Genomic DNA, 26,215 nt, shown 5'->3' with positions numbered 1-26,215 from the left:
ACCATCACGACTCCACCCGAACGCCTCAGGTTTGTCATGTCTGAGGTGGGACAATGTTGGGTTGCTAGCGTGGCGGTCTTAACAATTCTTGCAATCGGCATTCCTCGTTGAGACGTGAAGGGCCACTTTGACCGGCCCTCGCATCCTCAGACCGAGCCGACCGTGCGCAGGCGGGCGCGGGAATGGATCTCCGCCTGACTCATCACCGGGGTCTCTCGGCGGAAGCGCTCGATGATCGAGCGGACGAACGGCCGGGCCTGGACAGAGGTGACGAGCACCGGCATCTCGCCCATCCGCGCCGCCTGCTCGAAGCGGTCGCGCACCGTGTTGACGAACTCGGTGAGCTTCGAGGGCTGCATCGCGAGGTAGCGCTCCTCGCGCTCGCCGACGATCGATTCGAGGAAGGCCTGCTCCCAGGCCGGCGACAGTGTGATGATCGGCAGTGTCCCGTCCGGACCCTGGTACTGTGCGCAGATCTGCCGGCCGAGGCGGGCGCGGACATGCTCGACGATGTCGCGCGGATTCTTCAGGTGGCCGGCGACCTCGGCGATGCCCTCGACGATGGAGCCGAGGTCGCGCACCGAGACCCGCTCGGCCAGCAGCAATTGCAGCACCCGCTGGATGCCGGTGGTGGCGATCTGCGCGGGCACCACTTCCTTGAGGAGTTCCGTGTGCTCCTTGGACAGCTCGCGCAGGAGCTTCTGCACCTCGACGTGGTTGAGCAGTTCCGAGACGTGGGCCTTGATCAGTTCGGTCAGGTGGGTCGAGATCACGGTGGCCGCGTCGACCACGGTGTAGCCCTTGAGCTGCGCTTGATCCCGCAGGCCGGCATCGACCCAGGTCGCCGGCAGGCCGAAGGTCGGCTCCAAGAGGTGCTGGCCGGGAAGCTGCACCTGCCCGCCCATCGGGTCCATCGCCATGAACTGGCCGGGGAAGACCTGGCCGGTGCCGGCCTCGATTTCCTTCACCCGCACCACGTAGGTGTTGGCTTCGAGGCTCACGTTGTCGAGGATGCGCACAGAGGGCATCACGATGCCGAGCTCCGAGGCGAGCTGCCGGCGCAGGGCCTTGATCTGGTCGGTGAGCCGGTCCTGGCCCTCGCCGTTGACGAGGGCCAGCAACGCGTAGCCCATCTCCAGCTTGAGGTCGTCGAGCTTGAGCAGGTCGGTGACGGTCTCCTCCGCAGGCGCCGCGCCGGCGGCGGCAGCGGCGCCGGGCGTGCCCTCGGCCGGCGCGGGCGGGTTCTCGCGTTGCGTCTTGGCGATGCGCCACGCGGCGTAGCCGGAGGCACCGCCGAGCGCGAGGAAGGGCAGCATCGGCATGCCGGGCAGGAGCGCGATCAGGAACATGACGCCCGCCGACATGCCGAGCGCCTTCGGGTAGTTCGCCATCTGCTTGCCGAGCGCCTTGTCGGCCGAGCCCTTCACGCCGGCCTTCGAGACGAGGATGCCGGCGGCCGTCGAGACGATCAGGGCCGGGACCTGGGAAGCCAGCCCGTCGCCGATGGTGAGCAGGGTGTAGGTCTTGGCGGCCTCGGCAAAACCCAGCCCCTGCTGGGCGACACCGATGATGATGCCGCCGACCACGTTGATGAAGGTGATGAGGAGCGCGGCCACCGCGTCGCCGCGTACGAATTTCGAGGCACCGTCCATGGCGCCGAAGAATGAGGATTCCTCCTCCAGCGCCGAGCGCCGCGCCTTGGCGGCCTTCTCGTCGATCAGCCCGGCCGAGAGGTCGGCGTCGATGGCCATCTGCTTGCCGGGCATGGCGTCGAGGGTGAAGCGGGCCGCCACTTCGGCGATGCGGCCCGAGCCCTTGGTGATGACGACGAAGTTCACGATGATCAGGATCGCGAAGACGATGATCCCGATCACGAAATTGCCGCCCATCACGAAGTGCCCGAAGGCCTCGATGACGTGGCCGGCCGCCGCCGTGCCTTCGTGGCCGTGGCCGAGGATCAGCCGGGTCGAGGCGAGGTTGAGTGCCAGCCGCAGCAACGTCGCGACCAGGAGCAGCGTCGGGAAGACCGTGAATTCGAGCGGGTTGTCGATGAACAGCCCCGTCATCATGATCAGCACGGAGAGGATGATCGAGACGGCGAGCAGAAGGTCGAGCAGGAACGCCGGCAGCGGGAAGATCAGCACCACGAGGATGCCCATCACCGCGGTGGCGAAGAACAGGTCCGAGCGCTTCGAGAGAGCCTGCAGGCTCGACCGGTCCGGCATGCGCAGGGCCGCGAAGCCGCCGAGCCCGCCTGCTCCCGCTGGAACGGCCTTGGCCGCTTCGCTCATCGCGCCGAATCCCCGAAGACGAATCGCGCGGCCCACCCGCGCCACCGCACCCGGCAGGATTTGCCGGGTTCAGGGTTAGCGAGGCGTTAACGCCGGAGCGCGCGGAACCTCGACGGGGGACGGGGTTTGGTCAGGCAACCGGTCCGGCGCTCGGCTCCGGACCTCGCCGACGAGCCCTGATGATGCGCGTCCTTCCGCTTCTCTTCCTCGCCCTCGCAGTGCCGGGCTCGGCCCTGGCCGCATCGGAGCCCGTTTCACCGGCGGTCGCTCCGGCGGAACGGGCGCACGGAGCAGTGGGTAAGCGGCTCGAGCCCGGTGCCAACAGCTTCACCGCCGCGCAGGTGCGGGCTCGACTCGCCGAGATGGGATTTCCCGAAGTCGCCGACCTGCATCTCGACGGGCAGGGCATCTGGCGCGGGCGGGCCCAGCATGCTGGCCGCACGCTGAGCGTCGGCATGGATTACCGCGGCGAAGTCGCCGCCGAGTGAAGCGCCGGTTGCGACAGCCGACGCTAGAGACAAACGAGAGGAACGATCATGGCCGCACGCGCCGTCACCGCCCTGTTCGATAGCCAGGAAGACGCCGCCCGCGTCATCGACCGCATCGAGGCGGCGGGCGTGCCGCAGACGGATATCGGCATCGTGTCCCTGAACGCTGCCGATCGGACGGCGGGCGCGGTGCCGACCCCGTCGACCGGTGAGCCGACGGCCGTACCCGGCGGGCACGAGAGTTCGGCGGCGGAAGGCGCGGGCGCGGGGGCGACCGTCGGCACCGTGCTCGGGGGCGGCGCGGGGCTGCTCGCAAGTCTCGGCCTCCTCGCAATTCCCGGCGCGGGTCCGGTGATCGCGGCGGGATGGCTCGTCGCGGCTCTGTCGGGAGCCGGTGTCGGAGCGGCCGCAGGCGGCCTGATCGGTGCCCTCACGGGCGCGGGCCTAAGCGGGGCCGATGCCGAGACCTACGCCGAAGGGATCCGACGCGGCGGGACTCTGGTCACCGTGCGGGCGGACGGCGATGTTGCCGACCGTGTCATCGCGCTGATGCAGCGCGGCGGGGCCATCGATCTCGATGAGCGCGCCGAGGGCTGGCGGGCGCAAGGATGGACCGGCGGCACCGCGGGGGCGCCTCCCGCAACCGGAACGCCCGCACCGGAGCCAGAGCCGGCCCTGATGCCGGAGCGGGCCACGCCGGCCGATCCCACGGCGCCGCACCCGACCCGGCGTCCGCCGAGCGAGATCGCCTGAGTGTCTCTCTCAAAACTCCCGCTACGCTGCCCTCGCCAGAGCGAGAACGGTCAGTGAGCGGGCGTTTTGTGAAGCACTCTGAAGCGGGGCGATCAGCTGTAGAGATATTTCCGGATCAAAACGCTGAGGCCGAACACCGCCATCGCCACCAGCGCGACGATGCTGGTGATGAGGTGCCGGCGCGGCTCGATCGCCGAGACGGGGACCACCGGGTTCACCACGGGCGTGAAGAACTCGATCTGGCGGTTGGCAATAATGCGCGCCTGCTCGCTCGCGGCGAGCACCTTGTTGTAATAGAGTAGCGCGTTCTTGCGCTCGTTCTCCAGCCCCTCGAACTCCGTCATCGCCTCCGACAGCAGGCGCCGCTGCTCCGGATCGGTGCTGGTCATCTGCCGTTCGATCTTCTCGATGTTGTCGTCGAGGTCCTGAATCTGCGCCTTCAGGTCCTGGATCTGGCGCCGTTCGGGCGCGAGGTCGCGCAGGCTCTGGTTGAGCTGGATCGAGAGTTCGATGCGCTTCTTGCGCAGCTCCGCGATGACCGTGAGATTGTTTTTGCTGACCGCCTGCGCATCGAGCACGCCGGCGCGGTTGCGCAGATCGCGCATGGCGCGCTGCACGGCGTGCAAGCGCGCCTCGGCATTCTTGAGTTCGCGGATGCTCTCGGTCAGGGCGGCATTGCGGGCCCTGACGCTGAGTTCGTTCACCGTGCGCTCGCTCTCGTCCATCAGGGCGCGGGCGAGCCGGTAGGATTCCTCCGGATCGAAGGCGGCGACATACAGGGTGATGATGCCACCATTGGATTCGACCTTGGTGGACACGCGCTTATGCCAGTAGCGCATGAACTTCTCGATCGGCTCGTCGGCATCGAAGCGCGAGAAGTAGTCGATGCCGTCGCGCGAGAACATTTCCCGCAGCGGCATCTGCCGCTCCATGGCCTCGACCATCTGCCGACTGGCGATGTAGCTCGTCGTGATCAGCGTGTCCTGAGCGACCATCTGCTTGGACATCGAGCTGTTGTTGCCGGTCTCGTCGTTCTGCACCTTGTCGACGTTGCCGAGCGCCGGCCGCAGGGCGAAGCGCGCCTCGGTAATGAAGCGGTCCGAGGCGATGAGGTAGAAGTAGCCGGCGGTGATGAGCGTCGGCAGCAGGAACAGGGCCAGGAAGAGGGTGGGGATCCAGGGATCGCGCCGGATATGCGTCTGGTAGGCGCGGATGCCCTTCTTGTGGTCCGATTGCCGCGCGATGCGGGCGAATCGCTTGAGCGATTCCGCAACGGCGGTCGAGCGATCGGCGGTGGTGAGCGGGGCGCCGCCCGGATTGGTGATCTCGGTGCTCATGGTGTCGGTGCTCGCACGCCCCAAGCGATCCGTCGCGCGGCGGCAGGGCGCCGCGGCAGTTCGCACGCATCGGTCTCTGGCCTGCCCTCGCGGCGAAAGCGTGTCCGAGCCGTCGAGGTCGGCTGGCGCCCGCCCAAGCGGTTCCTCAACTGTTCAGGCGGCGATAGGCCGTGATCGCCTCGTCGACGTCGTCGTAGACCACGGCCTGCCCGTTGATCAGGATCAGGGCTTGGCTGCAATACTCGCGGATCTGCTCCATGCTGTGGGAGATCAGGATCACGTCGGCGGTCTCGCGCCGCTTGTTGAACACGTCGGCGCAGCGCTTCTGGAAACGCGCATCGCCCACCGACAGTATCTCGTCGATGAGGTAGGTGTCGAAGGGAATCGCCATGCTCATCCCGAAGGCGAGGCGGGAGCCCATGCCGGAGGAATAGGTGTTGACCGGCATGTTCAGATAGCTGCCGAGTTCGGAGAAATCCTCGACGAATTCGAGCACGCGGCGCGGATCTTCCCCGTAGATGCGGGCGACGAAGATGACGTTGTCCCGGCCGGTCATCCTCGGGTTGAAGCCGCCGGCGAAGCCGAGCGGCCACGAGACGCGCAGGCCCCGGGAAATGCGGCCTCGGGTCGGCTCCTCGACGCCGGAGATGAGCTTCATCGTGGTCGATTTGCCGGCCCCGTTGATCCCCATGATGCCGTAGCTGATGCCGGGCTTCAGGGTGAAGTTTACCCGGTCGAGGATGGTGCGCCGTCGCCCGTAGGTGGAATAGACCTTGGTGACGTTCTCGAAGCGGATCACGGTTCGATAAGCTCCGCCGGCCGACGATGCGGGCCGGCCCGCTGCTGGGGATATACGCGCCGATCGCCGTCCGCACGACCGGCAAGATGCGGTACGCCGTTGCGGGAAGGCGGCTTCCACGCCATGGCCCGGCAGGAAGCCTGGAAAAGCGGCGAATCTGGGGACGGCGGCCCCTCCGGATCGGTGCGAAGTCGGACCATGCATCGCGGCGCTTCCCTCGTGAGCCGACGATGGTCCCGGAGCGCTCCCGCGATGCGACGTCTTTTCTCGCAGGCAGGCCTGTCCTCCGCTCGTCGATCAGGAGCGCTTGGGCGGCGACATGCCGGCCCGCCGCAGGGCCTCGGCGAGGGCGCCGTCCTGCGGCGGAGCAGCGGGGGCGGGGCGCTGTGGCTGCGCCTTGGATCGGGGGGCGCCGCGCGGAGCCGACGCCGGCTCGATGGGATCGTCCAGCCGCATCGAGAGCGAGATGCGCTTGCGCGGGACATCGACGGCGAGCACCAGCACGCGCACCACGTCACCGGTCTTCACCACCTCGGAAGGCGAGGCGATCCGCTTGGGGGCCATCGCCGAGATGTGGACGAGTCCGTCCTGATGCACGCCGATGTCGATGAAGGCGCCGAAGGCCGCGACGTTGGTGACGACGCCCTCCAATTGCATGCCGGGCCTGAGGTCGCCGATGGTCTCGACGCCCTCCTGGAAGCTCGCCGTCCTGAAGGCCGGGCGGGGATCGCGGCCCGGCTTCTCCAGCTCGGCGATGATGTCCTGCACGGTCGGCACGCCGAAGCGCGCGTCGGCGAAGGCGGCGGGCGAGAGCTGGCGCAGGGCCGCCGTATTGCCGATCAGGACCCGGATGTCGCTCTTCGTCGCCTCCAGAATGCGGCGCACCACCGGATAGGCCTCCGGGTGCACGCCGGAGCGGTCGAGCGGATCCTCGCCGTCGGGGATGCGCAGGAAGCCCGCCGCTAGCTCGAAGGTCTTCGCGCCCAGACCCGGCACCTTCTTCAGGCCGGCTCGGGTGCGGAACGGACCGTTGGCGTCGCGGTGGGCGACGATCTTGTCGGCCACCGATGCGCCGAGACCCGAGACCTGTGCGAGCAGCGGACCCGAGGCCGTGTTCACATCGACGCCGACGGCGTTCACCGCATCCTCGACCACCGCTTCGAGGGAGTGCGACAGCTTCTGCTCGGTGATGTCGTGCTGGTACTGGCCGACGCCGATGGATTTCGGGTCGATCTTCACCAGTTCCGCCAGCGGGTCCTGCAGGCGCCGGGCGATGGAGACGGCGCCGCGATGCGACACGTCGAGATCCGGCAATTCGCGGGTGGCGATGGCCGAGGCGGAGTAGACCGAGGCGCCGGCCTCCGACACCGTGACTTTGGCCATCTTCAGATCGGGGCTGGCGGCGAGGATCTCGGCGGCGAGCCGGTCGGTCTCGCGCGAGGCGGTGCCGTTGCCGATGGCGATCAACTCGACGCCGTGCCCGCGGCAGAGCCGGGAGAGCGAGGCCACTGCCTCCTTCCAGCGCCGTTGCGGCTCGTGCGGATAGGTGGTCTCGACCGCCACCACCTTGCCGGTGCGATCCACCACCGCCGCCTTCACGCCGTTGCGGTAGCCGGGATCGAGCCCGAGCGTCGCGCGCCCGCCGGCGGGCGCGGCGAGCAGCAGATCCTTGAGGTTGCCGGCGAACACCTTCACCGCGGCCTCCTCCGCCCGCTCGAACAGGCGCGCCCGCAGGTCCGCCTTGATGCCGGTGCGGATCTTGGTGCGCCACGCGATGCGCACGGTGTCGAGCAGCCACGCATCCGCCGGCCGGCCGCGCGCGGCGACGCCGAACCGGCGGCAAACCGCGAGTTCGAACGGCCCCGGTTGGCCGGGGGCGGATTCCTCGCCCTCGACGGCCAGCGCGAGGTCGAGCACCTCCTCCTTCTCGCCTCGGAACAGTGCCAGCACCCGGTGCGAGGGCATGCGCTCCAGACGCTCGCGCCAGTCGAAATAATCGGAGAATTTTTGCCCCGAGGCCTCCTTGCCCTTGCGCACCTTCGACACCGCTTCGCCGCCGCGCCAAAAGTCCTCGCGCAGGCGGCCGATCAGGTCGGCATCCTCGGCGAACCGCTCGATCAGGATAGCCCGGGCGCCCTCCAGGGCCGCCTCGGCCGTCTCGATGCCCCTGCCCGCATCCACGAAGCCGGCCGCTGCCCGTTCCGGCACCGTCTCCGGCCGGGCGAGCAGCGTCTCGGCCAATGGCGTGAGGCCCGCTTCGCGCGCGGTCTGCGCCTTGCTGCGGCGTTTGGGGCGGAACGGCAGGTAGATGTCCTCCAGCCGCGCCTTGGTGTCGGCGCTCGCAAGGGCGGCGGCGAGGTCTGCCGTCAGCTTGCCCTGGGCGCGGATGCTCTCGGTGATGCTGGCGCGCCGGTCGCGCAATTCGCGCAGGTAGCCCAGCCGCTCCTCAAGGGTGCGAAGCTGCGCGTCGTCGAGCGAGCCGGTCGCCTCCTTGCGGTAGCGGGCGATGAACGGGACGGTGTAGCCGCCGTCGAGCAGGTCCACGGCCGCGGCCACCTGTCCCTCGCGCGCGCCGAGTTCCTCGGCGATCAGCAGGTTCACGCTCTTCACGGGATCGGGCCTCGGTCGCGGTGGCGGGAAGGTCGGAGCGGCCGTCCTTCTCCGATCGGGCGAGGTGGCGCAAGCGGTGCCCGCGCTTTGGAGAGTTGCTCAGTCGTCCGAGGAGAACACGCTGTCGCCGACGAAGATCATGTCGCGGTCGATCTCGGCCGGGTCCTTCTGCGCGCTGTAGGCGAAGAACAGGCGCCGGCTGCGCCCATCGGCGCCCGTCAGGGTCAGCGTGTGGCGGTCGAGGCGGTACTGTCCGCCCTCGGGCGCGCGGCGCCGGCCGATCGACGATCCGACGCCGGTGCTTGCCCCGGAATTGATCGCTCCGACCGAACCGCCTCGCCCGTAGCGGCCGTCGGCCTTGAAGTCGTAGCGGCTCTCGACCGCGACCGTGACGTCGCCGCCCATCGCGCTGTTGCCGCCGCCCGACAGGCGCCGGTAGGAGCGCGCCACGCGCTCATCGGCCACAGCCGGGAAGGCGCGGAAGAAGCTGCCGTCGCCGAGCTTGTAGTCGTTCGCGTTACCCCGCCAATCCGTCAGCAAGAATCCCTGATCCTTGCGGGTCCAGCGGCCGAAGCGCCGCGGCTTGGCGTTCCGCTCGGCGGCGAGATCGATGTCTTCGAGTGCGGTGTCGCCGATCTCGAAAAAGGTGCCGTCCTGCAGGAAGATCAGCGGCTCGAAATCGATCGTCACCATGCCGCCGACGCCGACGCCCGTGGTGGAGAGGAAGTACACGCCCTCGACCGCGTCCCAGTTGGCGGTGTGGCGGGGCGGGGCCGCGGCGTCGGCCATTGCTCCGGCAGAGGGCGGCGTTGCCGTCCGGGGATCAGCGGGTGGGGCGACGTCCGTCGACGCCATCGGCGGAGGTGGGTCCGACGGCTCGCGCGAAAGCCGGGCGCCCGCCGGCCCCGCCGGCCGCGGCTTGGGCACCAGCCCGTCCTCGGTCAGCGCCAGCGCCTGCAGCTTCGTGGCTGGGATGAACTCGTTCGAGAGGGTGGCGAGGAAGCGGGGCATGACGCCGAGCTGCCGCGCCGCCTTCCAGCCCGCATGGTGCAGCACCGAGCGTAGCTTGACCTGCTCTGCGAAAGCGGCCCGGCTCGCCGGCTGCGACAGCGGCGGCTTGGCCGCCATCGGCATCACGAAGCGGCGGCGGATCGCCTGAAGCGCCGCCGGGCTCGGCTCCACGGTCGCGTCGTTGGCGACCATCCATTGCAGGACGACGAAGGCGGTGAGCACGTCGCCGGCATCCGCCGGGTCGAGGCCGGTGCCGTCAAGGAAGCTGCGGAAGATCGCGTCGTAATCGTACTTCGCCAGTTCCCGGCCGGCCTCGGCCGCCGCGATCGGATTAGTCGCGCGCAAGGTGCGCAGATGCCGCTCCACGGTCGCCCGACGCAGATTGGGCGAGGCGGTGAACGGCAGGCGCCGGTCCGCCTCTCCGGTATCGGGTTCCCCCGGTGCCGGTGCCGTCTCGCGCAACGAGCGGGCGTCGATCTCGGCGCTGCGTGTCCGCACCTGCGGTTGCCTGAGTTGCTGGCCGAGTTCCCCGCCGACCCTCGTGCCGATCTCCTGAGCGAGGGCAGGCGTACCCAGCAGGACAAGGCTGGCGATGAGACACTTCCTCGTCCCGGACCTCACAGAGATGGCGGCCCAGGCGGCGCTGCTTGGCGCGGTTCTTGCGCCGGAACGGACGATCGTTGCCCTGGTGGCGCGCAGGCTCTTCCAGGCGCCCGAAAATGGGTGCCACCATCGCGCCGGGAAACCAGCGGCACGTGCCGTCGCCATTGCGCCACGGGCGCCGCGGCACAGCTCCCGAATATATGGTTCTGCTTCTCCGGACCGGGACGCCAGCAGCCGCGGCAACACGGGGGTCGTGGGAAAAAGGGTTGGAGGGGTGAGGCGCATCGTCAATCTCCGGTCCGCTTCGGACCGCAGGCGGAGAGGGGCAGGCGGGTGAGGAGGAAGACGCGGTTCTGCGCATCCGGCGGCACGAAGCGGCCCTTTCCCCGGCATACCGCATCCGGGCTGAAGCCGGGCTCGCCCACCACCGGCTCGGCGATGCGCGAATCCGCGTCGTCGTTGACGATCCGCAGCCGCCCGTCGGGCAGAAGATCGACGGCGAAGCTGCCGGCGCAGCTCGCGCCGCGTCCGCAGCGGCGGATGCGCCCGCCAGCCTCGGCGCAGCCGATCTCGCCCTCGGCCCATCCCCCGTCGGTAAAGGCGATGCGCAGCGTCAGACCGAGTTCCGGATCGATCCAGCCGGCCTCCGGACGCAACCCGATCAGGCCGCGGGACGAGCCCGAAAGATGGATCGCGCTCACCACCTGCCCTGGATGACGGGCAAGATGGTCCGCGTCGTAGCGCCGTCCGTAGCAGGCGCCCGCCACGGGGAAGGCGCGCTCGGCGGCAAAGCCGATCTCCTGCGCCCGAGTGCAGCCAAGGCAGAGGGGAAGGAAGGCGAGAAGCGCGAGGAGCAGGCGGCCAGGGTTCGGCATTGACAGCCTCCGACGCGTTACGATCGATCGCCTCTCGCAGCGAGGGAGCGGCATCGGCATTATGAGAACCATACGCCGAAAAGCGCCCGCAGGCCGATGCCGAGCCAGATCACCAGTGTCAGCAGCATGACGGGCAGCATCAGGATGACGAGCCAGCCCATCATCATCAGGGTGTAGAGCAGGCGGCCGATATCGATACCGGCGACGAGACAGGGATGGGCGCTTCCCTCGTCCACTCGGCAGCCGGTGAGGTGGGCCAGCGCGAAGCCGAGTGCGAACAGCAGGGCCGGGGTCCAGACGAGGATGGTCGCGGCGAGCATCATGCGCCGGCCCCGTCGCGGTCGGTCTGGCATTTGTCCATCCATGATGTGCTCTCGCCATCGATCGCGTTGCCCGTCCGGCCGTCCTCGGACGCTGGCCTTCCGTCGCGCGTGACGTGGGGCCGGCGGTAGCAGTTCACAGGGTGAAGCTCGCGACCCAGACCCGCCGCCAGCCGGGTCCAGCCGGGGCGACGACGACCTTCACCGACCGCCGCCCGTCATACGGCCTCTCGCCGCCGAGGCTTCCCTCCGGCGGCACCGCGATCCAGCCCTCGAATGTCGTGCTCAGCAAGCCGAGTCCCGGATCGGCGCCCGCTTCGAGGCCGCCCGGCAGGAGGCGCGCGGCGAAGGCATCGGCCTCCGCCTCCGGCGCATCGAGGCGCAGTAGCACCAAGCGGTCGATCCCCGCCTCGGTGTAGGTCCGCAGGTCGCGGCGGCCGGGCGGCAGCGGCGTTTCGAGAAAGGCCTCGACCGCCTCTGGCGTCATCGTCGTCGGCGCCGGTGTGCAGGCGGCGAGGGCCGACAGAACGGCAAGCGGGGCGAGGAGCGTGCGTCCGATCATGACGGGCTCCGGTCCCGCCAGACGCCGAGGCCGAGCACGCGCAGGCCCCGCTCCGTCACACTCGGCGTCCCCGTCACGGCTCGCGCCGGTAGACGCCGCGAAAAGTCACGTTCATGCCGCCGCAGGCGAGGTTGTCCTCCACGACGAGCCAGGGGCCGAGGCGCCGCAGCCAGACCTTGCAGTCGTCCGCGCCACCCTTGGCGACCGGCAGGGTGCCGCTCTCGCCCATGGCGAAGCTGGCGCCGTCGCCCGCGGGCGTGACCGTACCGGTAATTTCGCCGAGATGGACGCCGCCGCGCTTCACCCGCTCGGGATCGCCCATGCCCCAGGTCGCGTCGCCGGTGACGGAGAGCGTGCCGGGCTTGTCCCCCCGCTTCACCGCGATGCGCCCCTCCGCCTGGGTCCAGGTGCCGAGCCAGTCGTCGAGGGCGACAGGGGCCGTCGCTTCGTTCGCCACCGCCTCGGCCGGTAGCCAGCCGGTTCGGGCCAGATCGCCCTTCGTGCCGCGATAGCTGGCGCAGACATAGCCGCCGCGCCGCTCTCCCAGAATCACGGGATCTCCGGCCACCAGATAGGCCCGCTCGCGGCATTCCGCGGTTCCGTCGGGGCAGCCGTCCTGCGCCAGCCCATCCTTGACGAAGGCGGTGCGGCCCGCCGCAACGACCCGCCCGAAGCCGAGAGCCGGTCCCTCCGAAAGCGAGGGCGTGTGCCGGCACTCGTTCTTGGCGGGCGATCCGCGATCCTGCGCCGCCGCGGATCCGGTGGCGACCAGAAGCGCCATCAGGATCAGGCCGGGTGACCAGCGGCCCGGTCGGGGCATAGAGTGAGGATGGGTCACGGGAGCGCTCTCGGTGCGATGATGCGAACGGCGATCAGGCGGTGGATCGTTTCGGCTTTGGCCCTGACCGTTGCCGCAGCGGCTGTCTGGCACCTGCGGGATGCATGGGCGCAGGATGCCTGCCTCGATGCGGGCGGGGCATGGCGCGACGGCGCCTGCCGGCACTGACGGCGACGGGCTCCGCTCGCAGGCTCAGCGCATCGCGACCGAGGCGGCGACGCGCTCGGCGCGGTCGAGGGCGTCGGCGCGTCCGGCATCGGCGAAGCCGATCACCCGCAGGGTGCGTCCGCCGTCGAACACCGTCGTCTGGGTGATGCCGAGCCTGCGTCCGGTCTTGGTGTCGGTGCCGGTCCCACGCAGGCGGACCACGACGGCATCGCCCCGGTTGCTGCGCGCCTCGTCGGTGACCACGACGTTCGTCAGATCCTTCTGCGCCGTGAAGAGCCGGCGGGCATAAGCGGCTTCCGCGCCCTCCGGCACCGGTGCCTGCCCAAGCGAGGGCGTGACGATCACCACCGGCTGCTCGCGTTCGGGATCGACATCCTTCGGACCCTCGGTCAAGAGCAGGCCGTTGCCGGCGAACACCCCCATCGGTCGGAACCCGGCGGTGTCACCGACGGTGAAGGGCAGGGCTGCGACCTGATCGGCAAGGCTCGCCTTGGGCCGGAATGCGATGGTGCGCAGGGCCGCCTCGACCGTGGCAGCGGGGACCTGCTTGGCTGCCGTCTCGGGCACTTGGACGGTGACGAGGCCGGTGCCGGCGGCGCCGCGCACCACGGCGACCCATTTGGTGTAGGTGAGCCCGTTGGCGCCCTGCTTCCCCCGCAAGACGAAGCCCTCGCCGCCTGCCGTGCTCAGCGGCTCGGGTCCGCCCTTCACCCGGAAGCCGGACGGCGCCAGGGCCTCGGGGGTGAACTTCCCGTTGATCTGGTCCCAGGCTTCCGGCGGCATCTCGACGAGGACGATCGACGCGCCGGAGCGGTGCTCGAAGCCGGAAAAGCTCGCCGCCGGCGTCATGCCGGGCGGCGGCGCGAGGCCGAGCGAGCCGGCGGGCGGGAAGACCGGCTCGGCCGCGAGGACCGGCGCGGAACTGGCCGTCAGGGCCGATATCAGCCCGGCGAGCAGGCCCCGCCGCGCCCATCGGTCGGGACGGAGGCGGGCGAAGAAACGGTGCAGCGGGTTGCGATCCGTCATGCGGTTTCTCCGAAGGCGGCGTCCAGAAGAGCGTCGAGGGTATCGGCTGCGGGGGCATCCGGGCCGCAGTGCCACTCGCGGATCTGCGTGGCGTTCGGCCCGAACCGGTAGAGTTCGAACCGGTCGTCGTGGATCTCGATCTCGAGGGCCGGCCAGGTCAGGCAGAGTGTCGGCCAGTAGCCGGGCTGGACGGCGTCGGGCGCCGGCCAGCGCCCGGTGGCGTGGGCGACGAGGCTGCGAGCGTGGGCGACGGTCCGCGCCGGGATCGCCGCCTCGGCGGCGACGCGCTCGACCGTGGCTCCGGCCCGCTCCCAGCCCATCTGCGCGGCTGCTTCGGCTGGGTCCGACACAGGGGATCAGCGGGTGGCGACGCGGCTGACGACGAAGGTGTTGCCGGAGAACTGGACCTGCCCCGGCGCGCTCATGTGCTCCAGCATCAGCCGCAGGTTGCGGCCGAGCCGGGCCGAGTCGGAGCGGGTCTCGTACCAGTACTCGGCGGTGGCCCCGCCCGAGCGCACCGGGCGGTGGTGCTCGTAGCAGCGGAAGGCGGCCATGTACTCCTCGGCCGCCTGCACCTCCTGCGGCGAGAAGCCGGTGAGGCGCACGACATAGGCCGTCGGCAGGCCGCCGCACGATTCGCCACCGGCCGCGGTGGCGGGCGGAGGCTCGGCGCCGGGCAGGGCATTCGGCAGCGTGGCCGGTGGCGCGCCGGCATCGGCGGCGCGGCGGGGCGCGATCACGCCGTCGAGCTTGGATGTGAGCGCGCCCGCCACGTCGGCGGCGATGCTCTTGGCCTCAGCGCCGACCCGTTCGAGCAGGCATTCCCGGTCGCAGCCCTGGGGCAGGGGCGGAAGCTGCAGCCCCGCCACCTCGAAGGCGCCGAGCGACTGCCCGGTACGCACGTTGAGGAGCCGGCCGGGGATGCGCACCTCCGGCCGCACGATGTCGGAATAGGCGGATTTCGAGGCCGAGGCGTAGACTTGGAACACCGCCACCACGTCAAGCGGCGGGTTCTGAACCGCGCGGGCGACCTCGATCAGCTCCGCGTCGCGGCGGCGGACCCGGTTGGCCTGGGTGATCCCCATCGCCACCGCCGTCTCGTCGTAGACGTTGTAGCCGCGCAGGTTCATCGTCTCCGAGAGTTCGGCGATGACGCGCTGGAAGATGCGGTTGCCGCGGGGCACGGAATCCTCGTCGGCATCCTCGCCCATCACGACGATGTTGGGCCGGGTCTGGGCCTGCGCCGGCGCGGCGAGGCCGAGGAGCGCACCACCGATCAGGGTGAGGGCGGCGAAAGTCGAGACCCATGTTCGGGCGCGGGCGCGCAGCATCATAAACATCCTGTCTGTCGGTTCGTGTGTCGGATTGGGCGTCGGGAGGTTCAGTCGGTGCAGGGCAGCGGCGTCGGCGCCGCGCCGAAATCGTCGAGGTCCAGCGGCACCTGCCGGCGGGGATCGCCGAGAGGCTCGGCCGTGCAGGTCCGCTCGGAGGCCGGCAGGATGAAGCGCAGGGCGCCGCTCGGCGCAGGCGCGATCAGGCTCACCTCGACCCGCCGGTTGATCCGCGCGAAGGGCTGGGACGGATCCTTGGGGCGGACAGGCCCCCAGCCGTGGATGCGCAGACGGCGCGGATCGATGCCGTAGGTCTCGACGAGATGGGCCTTCACGCTGCGGGCGCGGGCGAGCGACAGGCGCCGGTTGTAGCCGAGTCCGCCCGCGGCATCGGTGTGCCCGGCGATGAGGAAGCCGTGGCCGGCGAGTTCGCGGGCCTGCAGCGCCTGGCCCAGCGGTTCGAGCTGAACCTGCGCCTCGGGCGTCAGGCGGGCGCTGTCGTAGGCGAAGAACACGGTGAGATCGACCGAGCGGGCGGGGTCGACCCGCAGGCTCGGACCGCCATCGCCGGGGGACACCGCGACCGGCGCGGCGGGACGGCCCGGATTGCCGTCGGCGAAGGGGGCGAGCGAGCGGATGATCGCGTTCGCCGAGGGGTTCACGGCCCCGGCCTCGGCCCGCTCCGTCGCCTCGTCGCGGGCCGGGGGCGCCTCCGCCTTCGCGTCAGGCGGGCGGGCGCCCGGCACTTCGGTGAGCGGGTTGGCGCGGGCGGGCGTGAGGGCGAGGACGAGGCCCGCCGCCAGCAGGAGGCCCAGGCGCGACGGCCGTGCCGTCGTCACGCCGGTGCGTGCCGTACCGCCGCGTGCGTTCCGTTCGATTGCCCCCATGGCGTCCGTCTCCATCTCATGGGCCTTGCCGCGGCCCCGTCTCACGCATCTCTGGTCCCGGCAGACGGGCTTTCGCCGCCTGCTCTCGAACAAAATCTCAGCGCCCGCGCAGGATCGCGTTCATGCTCGCAGGGTCGAGCGGTCCGTCCGCGGGCGGGCTGGCAGCGGATTTGGCGGTGGGTGCCGCACCCGCTTTGGACGGCGCGTCACCGGCAGACGAAGCGGCGACCGGGCGGCCCTGGGCGGCGGCGATCTCGGACAGGATGCGGCTGCGCCCGAGGATCGCCGAGAGCCGCGTGGCCTTGTTGAAGCTCGACGGGTCCTTGGGATCGAGCCCGCCCTCCTTGTGCAGGGCGATGCCGGCCACGGACGCGTCGAACATCAGCGAGCCGGAGGAGCCGCCCAGCGTGTCGCAGCGGTGGCGCAGATCCGGCCCCTCGGCCTGATCCTTCATCGCGAAGCAGCGGAAGCGGCTCATCACCTTCGGCCGCCCGAGGGGGTGGTGGATCACCAGCATCGAGCGGTTGCCGGGCACGGCCTCGCCCGAGAGCCGGACGGCGCCGTAGGCGGCACTCGGGTTCCCGGCGACGCGGGCGAGCGCGTAGTCGAGGCGGGCGTCGAACTCGACCGGCTTCGGGTCGATCTCGAAGCGGCGCGCGCCTTTGCCGTCGAGCGTCAAGTAATCCATCAGGATCGACGCCTTGACCGGGGTCAGGTCGCCCGATTGCGGCAGACAGTGGTGGTTGGTCAGCACGTAGTCGCCGGGCAGCAGCGCGCCGGTGCAGGAGGCGCCGACCTGCTGGCCGGTGCGGGCGTTGCGCAGCACGATGTCGACGCGGCCGATCGGCCGGGCCAGGGCGGCGAGGCCGTCCTTCGGGTCGAGTTCGCTGATCGGCTCGAAGGCGCCCTTGTTCTGATCGACATAGGCCGCCGCGTCGCCGGTCGTCTGGCGCAGAGGCAACTGCGCCCGGCCGTAATCGGCGGGGTCGAAGCCGACGGTCTGCGCAAGCACGGAATCGGCCGCGAAAGGAGCGAGCAGCAGGCAGGCAGCAGCCGTTGCGGGCCGGCATCTGCGGCGAATCGGGACCATCGTCTCCCTCCTTCCCGTCCGGGTCGTATGCCCGGCCCGGATGATTAGGTCAAAAATCACAACTTGCGGAAGACACGCCCATCAGCGGGTCAGGGCGTGGACGAGTCGCTCGCCCGGCCGCGTGGTGCCGGTCTCCGGCAAGGCTTGGACTGCGTAGACGAGGTTCTGCCGGCCGCCCTCGCGCAGGAAGAAGCCCTGCGCCCCGTCGGCGAGCTGCACCGGGGGCAGGGCGGCGGCGCGCAGCTCGGGCCCGATCTCGAGCCGCAGTCCCGGCGCTGCCGCGATGGCGAGCCCGCACAGGTCGGGTAAGAGCCGGGTCGGGGTCAGGCGGCCTCCGTTCTCCGACGCGACGGGACGGCGCTCGGGCGGGTCGGCGCCGAAGGCCACGCGGCGGCAGGACGAGCCGGGCGGCGCCCGCAATTCCTCGATGCGGATCGCGGACGATTTCTTCGCAGTTGGCTCTTCCACAACAGTCGGGGTAGGGGGGGCGGTCTCCGCTCTGCGCGCTGGATCGGCCGAGGCGACGCCGGTGGCGGGATCGCTCGCGGCGCCGATGACGGGGGCCTGCCGAGCACCCAGTGCGATGAATCCGATGAAACCGGCGAGGCAAGCCGCGGCGGCAGCGCCCGCCGTCAGGACGAGACGCCGCCCGCGTCTCTGCGGCTTCGGCAGGTCCGCGCCGTTGGGCCGGGTCAACGCTTCCACGGCGGCCGGCACATCTCCGGCCGGCAGGATCCGCAAGGCTCCGGATCGGCCGAGGGCGCGGAAGGCGGCCTCGGCCTCCGTCCGCTCCGGCCCCTCCGGCAGTAGGATTGCGAGCGAGACGTCCGGCGCCTCGGCGAGCAGAGCGCGAGAGCGCTCGATCTTGTCGAGGAGCGCGTAGTCGCCGGGGACCAGGGTGAGATCGCGATCGACCGCGCCGGTCGCCCAGAGGATCAGGTCGGCCTGCGCCGGCTCGCCGACGAAGCGGGCGCCGCGTGCGGAGAGGCCGTGGGCAAGGCAGACCGGCACCTCCCAGGAGCGGCCGGCATCGAACGAGCCGGACAACCGCAATTCGTGCGGCGCACCGGCCTTGCCGCCGAGCCGGGCGACGGGCCCGCCGGGTGCGCAGAGGCGGCCATAATCGCCGGACCAGGGCAGGGGGCGGTAGTCGCCATCGGCGAAGGCGGCCGGTGCCGGCAGGCCGGGGCGCGGGGTCAGCGACCGCAGACGGAGCGGCCCGCCTGTGGTCGGGATGACGACGAGGACCGACGGAGCCGTCATGCGCGCGTGATCCGCCGGGGAACGGTTCGGTGTCTCACAGCAGGAACACCGCGCAGGCGGGGTCGCGCAGCATCTGCCCGAGCCGGTCGGCCTCGGCAACGGCCGGATCGAGCGCGAGCAGGATCGCGCCGTCAACCGGCGCGCCGAGATCGAGCCGCACCGCCTCGTCGCCGAGCCAAGCCTCGATCCGCCGTGGCATCGCCGCGTCCGGTCCGCGCAGGATCAGGAGCGGGGGCGTGCCCTCCAGAATCTCAAGCTCGAATGGACCGATGCGGCGCCGCGACAACGCCCCATCCGAAGCCGCCGCAGCCAGCGGCGCATGGGCGAGCGATTGCGCGCCGAGCAGCGTGCGGTAGCGCCGCGCGGTTTCGGGATCGGAGCGGATCGCCCGGACGACCGTGAGATCGACCGGGCTTCCGGGCTCCCGGTTGGCATGCGCCCAGAGGGCGGCGTGGCGCGGCCGGTCGATCTGACCGGGTTGGGAAACGGGCGCCGGCACCCGCATCAGCGCGCGGGCGGCATGGAGTTCGGCGAGCAAGCGGGCCTCGTCGCTCACGCGGCGGCCTCCCCGGCATAGGCCGTCGCGAAGGCGGCCGCGAAGACCGACTGATCCGCAACGAAGGCCGCGTCGAGCGGGCGCTGCCGGGCGAGGCCCGCGAGCGCCCGTTCCAGTCGGTCGGCCTCCTCGGAAAGGCGTAGGAGCGCGGTCTCGGCGGCGGCGAAACCCGCGGCGAGCGCGGCGCGGTCCTCGAAGCCGGCCCGGCGCACCCGGCGCAGATCCGCCTCTGCCGCCTCCAAAGCGGCGCGTGTCTCAGGGCCGAGACCGTCGCGCTCGGCGATGCGCAGGGTCGCCGCGATGCGCAGCATCCGGCCGAGATGGGCCGCGAGCGTGCCGGCCCGCTCCTGCAGCGCCGCGTAGCTCTCGGCATCCGTGCAGGTCGCCCGCTCGGCGACCTCGGCGCCGCCGCCGCCCCGGCGCAGGCGGTTGGCGATGCCCGATTGAACCCGCCCGAAGCTCGCGGCCCTGAGCGTCGTCAGCGGGCGGGTGCGGTGGAAGGGTTCGAGGCGCAGGAGGTCGGTCAGATCCTCTCGCTCGGCGCCTGTGAGGATTTTCGGGCCCTCCGGCCAGTCGGCGAGCAGGGCCACGAGCGTTTCGGCCGGCTCGGAGGCGGCGAGGTCGCCGAACGCGGCGTCGAGCCGCTCCTCCCAGCCCGCATGGGCGTCGAGGGAGATGGGAGCGGAGAGCCCCTCCAAGCCGCCGACGAGATGGGCCCCTGCCTCGAAGGTCACGAAATATTCGGCGACCGTGCGGAAGCCCGGCCGCTCACCCGCCTCCATCTCGCTGCGCCAGAAGCCGAGGATATCGTCGTCGCTGAAGGTTTTGCGCCCGGCCAGGAAGCCGAGGATCGCGCGGAAGCGGCGCTCCAGCGGTGCCAGCGGCAGGTGGGCGTTGCGGTAGGCGGTCAGATGTCGAGCGAGGCGCTTGGCCAGGAAGACCGCACCCTCTGCATCGGGCGCGGCCGCCAGTTCGTCGAGCCAGCCCGTAACGGCGGAAAACTGCGCGAGATCCTCGGCCGTCAGCACGAACTCGGCGAGCGCCAGCAGTCGCGCGAGCCCAGCCCAACTCGTGCCCCACGTCTCGCCGAGCACGGGGCCGCGGGTGTCGGCGGCGACGCTTCCGGAGAAGCGCGCGGTCACGGCCGAGGCGGTGGCGAGGCCGGGATCGAGCGCCAGGGTGACGAGGTCGCGCCCGCTGACCGCGCCCGTCGCACGGGCCAGGGCGGCGAGCGCGTGGGCGAGGTCCCAGAGCGGCTTGTCGCGGTTCGGGCGCACGGCCCCGGTGACGACGCGGGCGAGCCAGGCGCGATCCTCGCGGGAGAGGTCGCGGCCGTCGCAGACGGCGGCCAGATCGGCCGCGCAGCGCTCGTCATATCCGCCGGTCATGCGCCTCCCGATGCCGGGGCGCCGCGCAACCCCTTGCGATCCCTCGATTCGTCGTATGGTTATCCCGAGCCCGGCCATCCGTCACCCTCCGGTGCCGCGCGCGGCCCACCCGCGGCATGGGCCGGCCAGAGCGCGATCCGGGCTCGCGGGGGCAGAATCACGGATCGCATCGCCACGACGACGCGGAGTGCGGCGTCTCTCGAACGGGGTGTTGGCGGCCGCCTACGGCTGTCACCTCGGCAGGATGTCGGCCGCGCGGGCGGTGGCGATCATCGCCGCGTGCATCGCTCCGTCATCCACGTCGCCGGTCAGGTCGCCGAGCGCCGTATCGAAGGCCTCGTTCTGCCGCCCCATGAAGGCCCGGCGTGCCTCGGTGTCGCGCGGATAGGGCTTCGGGAACATCGCGATGCCGCGCTCGATCGCGGCGGCGTGCTTGGGCAGGTTCATCGCCTTCAGCGCCTCGACCACGTCGGGGGCAAGCACGCCCGACGAGTTGAAGAAGGCCTGGTGCACCGAGCCGTTCAGCATCTCCGCCTCGAAGATGCGCACCGCGATGATCCGCGCATGCGCCACCGGCAGGGCGGCCAGGCGGGCCGCGACCGCAGCGGGCGCGTCGTAGTGGTTCAGGCACGTCCAGAGCCCACCGGTGAGGTAGGCGAGGCGGTCGTCGTCGTCCGCGCCCGATCGCAGCGGCTCGTAAAGCGCCGTGAGGTCCGGTGCGCGGGCGATCCGCGCCACCGCTTCGTCGAGGAGGGGCGGCAGGGCGCGGAAGCGCTCGGACAGGCGGTCGAGAGCGGCATCGAGCGCTGCGTCGCGGATCTCGCCGTGGCCGTCGCTCCAGCGGGCGTAGCGCCGGGCCTGGCTGCCGCCATAATCCGGGCCGAACAGGGCCGCGCCCTCGCGCAGCAGCGCGGCGTGCGCGGGAAGTCCCTCCGCGTCGAGGGCCTGGAGAGCGTCTTCGAGGAAGACGCTGTCGGAGAGGACGAAGAAGCCCTTCAGGCCGGTTGCACCGCTCGTCCAGTGATCGAGCGCGGCCAGCATCAGCACGGGCCGCTCTGCGGGCGCGAAGGTCGCCAGCCCCCGCGCGAGGGCGGCCCGCATTTCGGCCGCCCCGGCCGCGTCCAGGGAGAAGCGATCGAAATCCGGGCGCCTGTCGGACGTGAAGAACAGGTCGGGCATCCGAAGCGGCACCGCCCGGTTCTCGAGTGCCTTGGTCATCGGGTAGTGCCGGAGGGCGTCGAGGTCGCAGCTCAAGGCCGGCGGACCGGCCGCGACGCTCAGGAGGCCGACCATCACCAGACCTACGAGCCCGGCGCGCCGCCGCGAAAAGGAGACCCCGGAGCGTCCGGAACGGCGAGGCGGCCTTCCTGCTCCCGTGTGACCCAGACCCTTCGCCCGATCCGCCATGCCGGCCCCATTTCTGTGACGCCGCATCACCGCACCACGATCCGCGCGGTGGCCTCGGTCACGCCGGGCGTTGCGCGGATCTTGTCCAGGAGATCGAGCACGTCGGGGGGCTGAAGCAGCTTCGCCTCGCCGTCCGCGCCCGGCGCCGCGGCGAGCCAACGCGCGGCGAGTTCCGGCGGCAGGCCGCCCTCGACGCCAAAGCAGGCGAACAGGTTCTCGAACGGCTCGCCCGCCACGATCTCGTCGAGGCCGTAGCCGCGCGGGTAGCGCTTCGCCTCGCCAGGTTTGAGCGGGGCCGCCGAGGCGGCGTTGTCGCGCACCGGCAGTGCGACGAAGGCGGTCTCGTCGGGAGCGACAACCCAGCAATAGAGGTTCTGCCGGGCGCGCGCCTCGATGCGCATCTCCAGGCGCTGCCCGGCCGAGAACGGCGTGGCGGTGGCCGCGACCGTCAGGCGCCCGGCATCGGTGCGGGCGGTCGCTGCCAGATGGTCGAGGAAGGGCCGCGGGGTCGGGTCACAGCCGAGACCCTCGATCCCGATCCGCCGGCGCCCGGTCGGGGCCAGCACCGCACCGTCGCGCTGGAATTCCAGCTCCATAAAGGATTGCCGGTTCTGATCGGTAAGGAAGCGGCCGCGCGCGGTGAGCGCCCCGGCGCAGGCGGTGCCGGGCGGAGTCCGGCGCACGTCGAGGCGGGCGCCCTTCAGGATGCGGTTGGGCGCGCGCGCCTCGGCGTCCAGCGCGATGACGAGGCGATCGGTGAGGACCCCGGCGCAGGTCGAGTGGCCTCCTTCCGCGACGAAGGGGCAGACCTCGACCGTGCCGGCGTTCGGCGCCATCCCCGCGAAGGCCTTCACCGCACTCTCCATCACCGCGTCGATGTCGGCGACACCGGCCCCGACGCGGATCGGCAGGATGAGGGGCTCGCTCGTCGCCTTGCAGGCGGCGTTGCGGGTGATCGCCTGGAGTCGCAGCGCCGCGGTCTCGCCGGCCCGGCGCGGTTCCACCAGGAACACGCTGGCATCACCTGAGAAGGCCGCACGGATCTGCGCCTCGGCCTCCGCACCCAACAATCCGGTCGTGCCTTCGCGCAAGCCCTTGATCCGCACCACGTCGGCAGCGGGGGCGAGCCGCACGCGGCCGGTGGCCTGAAGCCGGCTCTCGACCGCGAGGCGCACCTCCTCGGCCTGCTCGCGCGAGAGCGCCGTCTGGCCCGGTTCGACGCCGATCACGGCGAGCGTCAGGTCGGGCCGACCGGCGCAGGCCGCCACCGCGTCGAGGAAGGGGCTGAGCGTGGCGGTGGTCGGATCGGCGTGGGCAGCCGCGGGCAGGGCGAAGAGGACGGCAAGGAGGAGGGGCCTCATTCCGCCTCGTTCGCTCGGGCGTATTGGTCGAGGGCGCGGACGAAGACCGGGTTGAAGCGACCGTCGAGGGCGCCCGAATAGTAGTCGGCGTCCTTCACCGCCCGCTGCACGGTGCGGATCGTCTCCGGCTTCAGCTTCTGCGCCGCCGTGTCGGTCGCCGAGACCGAGGCCGCGCCGAGTTCGCCGCGCTTGAGCGCCCGCAGCACAATGTCGGCGGAGCGCGTGCCGGGAAAGTAGCGGCCGAAGCCGTTGTCGATCAGCGTCGCCATCGTCGCCATGGCGACGGGATCGCCCTTGTCCGCTGCCTGTCGGAACAGGTCGAAGCCCTGGCGCAGGTCCTTCGGGAATCCGTAGGTACCGGTGGCGTAGTGTGGCACCAGCTTCGAGATCGAGGGCACGTCGCCGCCCGCCACCGCGCGCTTGTAAAGCGCAACCGCCTCCGCCTCGTTCTTAGGGATGCCGTTGCCGTATTCGAGCATCCGCGCGGCGTTGGCGAGCGCCACCACGTTCCCGGCCTCGCCCGCCTGCCGGTAGAGGCGGTAGGCCTCAGCCTGAGCGCGCTTCACGCCCTGGCCGTTCTCGTAGAGCGTGGCGAGATTGTTCATCGCCGAGACGCTGCCGGCCTTGGCCGCCCGGTCGTAGGCCGCGAACGCCTCCTTGGAGCGGTCGGCCCGGTCGTAGGCGCGGCCCAGCTGATAGGCGAGGCGGCGCAATTGCGGGTAGGCGGCGGACGCCCCGCGGCAGGCCTCGATGGCGGCCGACGCCTCGATCCGTCCGAGCTTCACCCCCGGCACGCCTTTCGGCCGGTCGGGATCATCGGTGCCGGCGGCCAACTCGTCGCAGCGCTTCACCCGCGGATCGCTGCTCGGGTTCGTGCCGCCGAGATAGCCCTCCGCGAGGCTGCGATAGGCGCAGGTCTCGCCGCAGGAATCGAGATAGGCCTGGTATTGCCGCTGCGCCCCGAACTTCGCCCAGTTCTCCTGGTCGATCGCCGCCGCGTCACGCTTGCGGCCGGCGAGCAGCCGGTCCATCGCCTGGGCGCGGTAGGCGCAGGCCTCGCCGCAGGTGCCGACATAGGCTTCGAACGCCTCGCGGGTGCCGAGCGTCTCGGCGCGCCGCCACGCCGCCTCGTCGCGGATCGCCGCGACGCCGCCGGCCACCGCCGCGACGGGAAGCGAGGCCTTCACCACGATCGACGCATCGTCGATCTCCGGCACCTGCTCCCGGCCCGAGGCGCGGCGCGCCGCCTCCTCGACCTCGCGGCGCAGGTAGCCCTTCAGCTCCGGCCACTGGATCAGCCCGTCGCCGTTGCCTTGCCCGTCCTTGGCATCGGCGAGGCCCGAGACGCCCATCAGGAAGCGGCTGGTGAGAAGCCCGAGCCGGTTCGACTCGTCCCAGTTTGCCGGCGTCGCGCCCGAGGTGGCAATGAGGCGCGTGATTCCGCTTTCCGCCTTCGGCCGGGCCGGGGCAAAACCGGGTGCCGAGACGGCGAGCAGACTCTCGCCCTTGCGACCGGTCTCTCCGGTGAAGCAGGCATCGACCATGACCACGAGCTGGCGCTCGGAGCCGATCTTGCGCTTCACGAGGTCGAGGTTTCGGTAGAGGGTCTCGAGGGAATAGCCGCTCTCGCCCTGGTTCGGGTTGCCGTCCTCCGGCAGCAGGAAGGGCTGCTTGGTCGCGAGATCCGGCACGCCGTGGCCGGAATAGTAGACGAACACGTTGGAGCGGCCCTCGCGCACGCTGCGCCAGAGCCGGCCCGATTGCGGGTTGCGCTCGGTGCCGAAGACTTGGTTGAACTCGTTGAGGGTCGCGTCCTTCAGGATGAAGACGTTGGTGTCGCGATAGCCGAGGCGCTCGATCAGGTAGGCGCGGATCGCCTCGGCGTCGTTGTGGGCGAAATCGACCGGGACCGTCTGCTTGTAGCTGCGGTTGCCGATCACCACCGCGACCGAATCGGCGTTGTCGGCGAAGGGCGCCGCCTCGGGCGCGCCTTGAGCCGGCGCGATCCGGACCGTCGCGGCGATGCCGAGGCCGGCGGCCAGGAGGAGCGCGGCCAGGTGGACGGATCTGCGGACGGATCTGCGGATGGCTCCGCGCGCGGCGATGACCGTGGCCTGTCTCGGCATGCGGATCGTCCTCCTCTCGGTTCGCGGACCGAGGCTGTCATCCTTGGAGCGGGGCGCGTCCGCGCTCGGACGCTGCGCAGGGGTAGCCGCTCGGTGGCTGGGAAACAATGTCGCGTTGTGTGCATCCGTGCCCGCCCGGCGCGAGCCGGGCGAGGCTCAGCCCCCGGCAAACAGCGTGAGGATGAGGCCGAGGGCGGCGAGATGGAGCGGTGAGACAGCAGTCAGCATCGCGGCGCCTCCCTACGGCAGGTAGAGGCCGCGGCCGCAGCGGCGCACGCGGCGCGGCTCGACATAGCCGGTGTAGCGGTTGAACACCTCGACCGTGCGGTAGAGACAGTACCGGCCGGAATTGCGCCCGTTGTAATAGACGCCGCCATTGTCGAGATCGACGCCGATGAACTCCTGACTGCCGGTCGGCGCGGTGCCTTCCTGGGCGAAGGCGGAGGGCGCGGCGCCCAAGAGTCCGGCCCCCGAGAGGCCGGCGCCGACGAGCGCGAGGATCATCACTTTGTTCATGTCGCATCTCCTTGATCGGGCGGCTTCTTTCCGCCCTCGCAAGGGGCATGGGAGCGACAGTCCGCTTTTCGCGACATGCGGCCGAAAAAAGATTCGTCGAGACCGCGTTTCCGCTCAGGCAACCGTGGTTTCCGGCCCCTCGATCGTGAGCAGATTCTGCGGCCGATGACCGAAGGCACGGAGGAAGACACGGCGCACTCGGTTGCGGTCCGCCGGACCGGTGGAGGCGCCTGCAGGTCGAGAGCGTGGCGCCCTACGTCGAAGATGGCACCGGCTACCTGTCCGCGAGGCAGCGAAACCGAGACTCCGGAATCGAGCCGCGCCAAGAATAGGAGCGATCGCTGGAGGGATGGCAATCGACCGCGCTCTCGCGAGCGAGCGCCCGAGGTGTAAGAATACCTTGCGTACAGGATGCCGCTCCGAAGCGAGAGAACGCCTCCTGACGGCGTCCCCCGCGCTTTTCGCGATTTTCCGATTGACGTCGGTCGCCGGGCTCCCTATACCCATTTTCACCGACGGGGCGCCGCGGTCCACCGGTTGGTGGGGCGGGGGTTCTGGCGGTCTTCGGGATTGTTGGTGGAGCGGAGCTGATCCGGGTGACTGGATCGG

General features: G+C 70.9%; 23 protein-coding genes. 2 read left to right on the top strand and 21 right to left on the bottom strand.

What is annotated here, in order from left to right; genetic code table 11:
* Positions 1 to 146 precede the first annotated feature (146 nt).
* Positions 147 to 2,291, bottom strand: coding sequence for a flagellar biosynthesis protein FlhA (flhA, locus tag MFF24_RS13770; protein WP_166058474.1), 2,145 nt, complete (start codon positions 2,289 to 2,291; stop codon positions 147 to 149).
* 179 nt (positions 2,292 to 2,470) lie between these two features.
* Here flhA and MFF24_RS13765 point away from each other — a divergent pair, with 179 nt between their 5' ends.
* Positions 2,471 to 2,779 (top strand): hypothetical protein, encoded by a 309-nt coding sequence (locus tag MFF24_RS13765; protein WP_238224960.1) that lies wholly within the window; start codon positions 2,471 to 2,473, stop codon positions 2,777 to 2,779.
* 48 nt (positions 2,780 to 2,827) lie between these two features.
* On the top strand, positions 2,828 to 3,532 hold the full coding sequence (locus MFF24_RS13760) for a hypothetical protein (protein ID WP_238224958.1): 705 nt from the start codon (positions 2,828 to 2,830) through the stop codon (positions 3,530 to 3,532).
* Positions 3,533 to 3,624: 92 nt separating this feature from the next.
* Here MFF24_RS13760 and MFF24_RS13755 read toward each other — a convergent pair whose 3' ends face one another.
* From MFF24_RS13755 to MFF24_RS13660, 20 genes are all read right to left on the bottom strand, one after another.
* The gene (locus MFF24_RS13755; RefSeq protein WP_238224956.1) at positions 3,625 to 4,869 is read right to left on the bottom strand and encodes a KpsE/RkpR family capsule polysaccharide export protein; all 1,245 of its coding nucleotides are present in this window, start codon (positions 4,867 to 4,869) and stop codon (positions 3,625 to 3,627) included.
* Positions 4,870 to 5,014: 145 nt separating this feature from the next.
* Positions 5,015 to 5,668, bottom strand: coding sequence for an ABC transporter ATP-binding protein (locus tag MFF24_RS13750; protein WP_238224955.1), 654 nt, complete (start codon positions 5,666 to 5,668; stop codon positions 5,015 to 5,017).
* Positions 5,669 to 5,965: 297 nt separating this feature from the next.
* Complete coding sequence (locus MFF24_RS13745; RefSeq protein WP_238224954.1) at positions 5,966 to 8,278, bottom strand: Tex family protein; 2,313 nt, start codon at positions 8,276 to 8,278, stop codon at positions 5,966 to 5,968.
* 99 nt (positions 8,279 to 8,377) lie between these two features.
* Complete coding sequence (locus tag MFF24_RS13740) at positions 8,378 to 9,787, bottom strand: hypothetical protein (protein WP_238224953.1); 1,410 nt, start codon at positions 9,785 to 9,787, stop codon at positions 8,378 to 8,380.
* Positions 9,788 to 10,179: 392 nt separating this feature from the next.
* Complete coding sequence (locus MFF24_RS13735; protein ID WP_238224952.1) at positions 10,180 to 10,767, bottom strand: hypothetical protein; 588 nt, start codon at positions 10,765 to 10,767, stop codon at positions 10,180 to 10,182.
* Between the two features lie 59 nt (positions 10,768 to 10,826).
* Positions 10,827 to 11,090, bottom strand: a complete 264-nt coding sequence (locus MFF24_RS13730) for a hypothetical protein (RefSeq protein WP_108938792.1) — start codon at positions 11,088 to 11,090, stop codon at positions 10,827 to 10,829.
* Between the two features lie 133 nt (positions 11,091 to 11,223).
* A complete protein-coding gene (locus tag MFF24_RS13725) occupies positions 11,224 to 11,649 on the bottom strand; it encodes a hypothetical protein (protein ID WP_238224951.1) in 426 nt (141 codons plus the stop codon).
* A gap of 73 nt (positions 11,650 to 11,722) precedes the next feature.
* Positions 11,723 to 12,487, bottom strand: a complete 765-nt coding sequence (locus MFF24_RS13720; RefSeq protein WP_238224950.1) for a hypothetical protein — start codon at positions 12,485 to 12,487, stop codon at positions 11,723 to 11,725.
* Between the two features lie 192 nt (positions 12,488 to 12,679).
* Positions 12,680 to 13,681, bottom strand: a complete 1,002-nt coding sequence (locus MFF24_RS13715) for a hypothetical protein (RefSeq protein WP_238224949.1) — start codon at positions 13,679 to 13,681, stop codon at positions 12,680 to 12,682.
* Entirely contained in the window at positions 13,678 to 14,031 is a 354-nt protein-coding gene (locus MFF24_RS13710) for a hypothetical protein (protein WP_238224947.1), read from the bottom strand. The genes MFF24_RS13715 and MFF24_RS13710 overlap by 4 nt, the downstream gene beginning before the upstream one ends.
* 6 nt (positions 14,032 to 14,037) lie before the next feature.
* Positions 14,038 to 15,012 carry a hypothetical protein gene (locus MFF24_RS13705; RefSeq protein WP_238224946.1) on the bottom strand — a complete coding sequence of 325 codons (975 nt, stop codon included), beginning with the start codon at positions 15,010 to 15,012 and terminating at the stop codon, positions 14,038 to 14,040.
* 50 nt (positions 15,013 to 15,062) lie between these two features.
* Positions 15,063 to 15,944 (bottom strand): OmpA family protein, encoded by an 882-nt coding sequence (locus MFF24_RS13700; RefSeq protein WP_238224945.1) that lies wholly within the window; start codon positions 15,942 to 15,944, stop codon positions 15,063 to 15,065.
* A 52-nt stretch (positions 15,945 to 15,996) separates the two neighbouring features.
* Complete coding sequence (locus MFF24_RS13695) at positions 15,997 to 16,989, bottom strand: trypsin-like serine peptidase (RefSeq protein WP_238224944.1); 993 nt, start codon at positions 16,987 to 16,989, stop codon at positions 15,997 to 15,999.
* Positions 16,990 to 17,070: 81 nt separating this feature from the next.
* On the bottom strand, positions 17,071 to 18,252 hold the full coding sequence (locus tag MFF24_RS13690; protein WP_238224943.1) for a hypothetical protein: 1,182 nt from the start codon (positions 18,250 to 18,252) through the stop codon (positions 17,071 to 17,073).
* Positions 18,253 to 18,286: 34 nt separating this feature from the next.
* Complete coding sequence (locus tag MFF24_RS13685) at positions 18,287 to 18,808, bottom strand: hypothetical protein (RefSeq protein ID WP_238224942.1); 522 nt, start codon at positions 18,806 to 18,808, stop codon at positions 18,287 to 18,289.
* Positions 18,805 to 20,196 (bottom strand): hypothetical protein, encoded by a 1,392-nt coding sequence (locus MFF24_RS13680; RefSeq protein WP_238224941.1) that lies wholly within the window; start codon positions 20,194 to 20,196, stop codon positions 18,805 to 18,807. Before MFF24_RS13680 ends, MFF24_RS13685 begins: the two co-directional genes overlap by 4 nt.
* A 231-nt stretch (positions 20,197 to 20,427) precedes the next feature.
* Positions 20,428 to 21,489: a DMP19 family protein gene (locus MFF24_RS13675; RefSeq protein WP_238225175.1), complete on the bottom strand. Its 1,062-nt coding sequence runs from the start codon at positions 21,487 to 21,489 to the stop codon at positions 20,428 to 20,430.
* A gap of 140 nt (positions 21,490 to 21,629) precedes the next feature.
* Positions 21,630 to 22,964 (bottom strand): hypothetical protein, encoded by a 1,335-nt coding sequence (locus tag MFF24_RS13670; protein WP_238224939.1) that lies wholly within the window; start codon positions 22,962 to 22,964, stop codon positions 21,630 to 21,632.
* On the bottom strand, positions 22,961 to 25,090 hold the full coding sequence (locus tag MFF24_RS13665) for a caspase family protein (protein ID WP_238224936.1): 2,130 nt from the start codon (positions 25,088 to 25,090) through the stop codon (positions 22,961 to 22,963). Before MFF24_RS13665 ends, MFF24_RS13670 begins: the two co-directional genes overlap by 4 nt.
* 240 nt (positions 25,091 to 25,330) lie before the next feature.
* On the bottom strand, positions 25,331 to 25,606 hold the full coding sequence (locus tag MFF24_RS13660) for a hypothetical protein (protein WP_238224934.1): 276 nt from the start codon (positions 25,604 to 25,606) through the stop codon (positions 25,331 to 25,333).
* Positions 25,607 to 26,215: the final 609 nt, after the last annotated feature.

The sequence above is a fragment of the Methylorubrum aminovorans genome, assembly GCF_022179725.1.
Taxonomy (GTDB): domain Bacteria; phylum Pseudomonadota; class Alphaproteobacteria; order Rhizobiales; family Beijerinckiaceae; genus Methylobacterium; species Methylobacterium aminovorans.
Note: the sequence above shows the minus strand (reverse complement) of the source record. Positions and strands in the feature narration are given on the sequence as shown.